The organism is Bacillota bacterium, assembly GCA_024655925.1.
GTDB lineage: Bacteria > Bacillota > DTU025 > DTU025 > JANLFS01 > JANLFS01.
The window spans coordinates 1-1,670 of sequence record JANLFS010000221.1; the positions used below are offsets into that span (position 1 = coordinate 1).

1 protein-coding gene is annotated in these 1,670 nt (G+C 60.9%); it reads right to left on the reverse strand.

Going from position 1 to position 1,670, the window contains the following annotated elements:
• Positions 1-165 precede the first annotated feature (165 nt).
• Complete coding sequence (locus NUW23_16295) at positions 166-1,509, reverse strand: ISNCY family transposase (GenBank protein MCR4427707.1); 1,344 nt, start codon at positions 1,507-1,509, stop codon at positions 166-168.
• Positions 1,510-1,670: the final 161 nt, after the last annotated feature.

Consider the following 1,670-nt stretch of genomic DNA (forward strand, 5'->3'; position numbering starts at 1 on the left):
AAGGCCCCCAGAGGCCGACGAGCTCTGGCGGGCACGCTCCCGGCTCCAACAGCCGAGTTAGCCCTGCTCGATTTTCCTGTGTCAAGGGACTGTGAAAATGTCACCCCAATTCACGTTGAACCGGACTGAGAAAATGTCCCCTTGTTGGCGATGCACTCTGGATCATCATGTCTCAGCATACACCTTCTCCCAGTAGGGATCTTTTCCGTCGAAGTAGGCCTGGACCGGGTCGCGTCGCCTACGTGGGCGACTGAGGGGTTGTTTCCTCCAGGGGTGGTCGGGAGCTGGGTGGTAGGGTTCCGCGGGCGGCTTGGGGGCCTCTTCGGTGTTTCTTATGGCTGTGGCCTTCTTGCCCGTGAATAGCTGGAGTCCGTAGTGCTTGCCGTTGTAGAGGGCACTCAGGGAGCCGTCGAGGTGAGTGAGAACGGTGACGTCACTCTTGGGCCGCAGGGGGACGACCGTGCCGCGCTTGTCGGTGAGCTGGTAGGAGTGGTTGGAGAACGATATGACCGAGCCGTTGGAGGCCTTGCGTTCGTCCTTGAGGCAGATGGTGCGCTCGAGCTGCTCGAGGGGTGGTGTGGGAGAGTATGCGGGGTATGAATCCGCGGGCTCCACTGCGAAGCGCTGGTTGAAGCGGCATATGAAGCTTGGGAGGAAGGCGTTTGCGTCTTCGAGGGTAGAGATACCTGCGAGGCGCATTTCGATGACAAGGCGGCCTTGCAGCGTCCCCCAGAGGCGTTCTACGCGGCCCCTGGCCTGGGGGGAGCGGGCCTCGATGTGGTTGACCCCCAGTTCCTGGAGGACCTCTCCGAAGCGGGTAAGGGCGACTTCTTGACCTGCGAGTTCTTCTTCGATGGTGAGCTTGTCTTTCTTGGGGGAGAAGAATATGGTGTGGCCGTCGCAGTACAGGCTCACTGGGATGCCGTGGTTCTGGACGATCTGCCAGGTGACGTGGAGGTAGCCAACGAGGTCCTCTTGGGGGCGGAACCAGAGTCCCAGGATCTTGCTTGTGGCGTCGTCGATGGCACCGTGGAGGCTGAGCCTAGGTCCGCGCTCTTCGAGCCAGGCGTAGGGGCTGGCGTCCATCTGCACGAGGAGGCCTTCCTGGGGCATGCGGGTGCGGGAGCGGCGCCTGCGGGCGGGTCTTTTGTGGGCGTGGGGGTTATGTATCCCTGCCGAGCCGATGATGCGGCGGATAGTGCGGGGGGAGAGCGAGATGGCATGATGCTGGGCCAAGAGTTCGGCCATGTGCTCGCAACTGGCTCCGGCCAGGTCAGTCATGGCCAAGTGTATCACCAGGTCGCGAACTTGTCCGGACACGGCGTGCTTGGGCTTACGCCCCCTGTTCTTGTGGGCCAGGGCCGCGGCGCCGTCCACTTTCATTCCTCCCTTGAGCCGCTTAACCTGGCGTTCACTGAGATCGAGGAGTTGGGCTGCTTGGGCGATTGTGAGTTTACCCTGGAGCACCTGTTCCATGACGTACAGCCTTCTCGATTCCTTCCGGTTCAAGAAAATGTCTCCTCTCATGGGTGACATTTTCTCAGTCCGCTTACAGGGTGACAATATCACAGACCAATAACAAATTGCCTCCGGGGGGTGTTGACACGGGTGGACCGCCCGTGCTAGTATGAGGTTGCCGGTCATGACCGGCAACCTCATACTAGCACGGG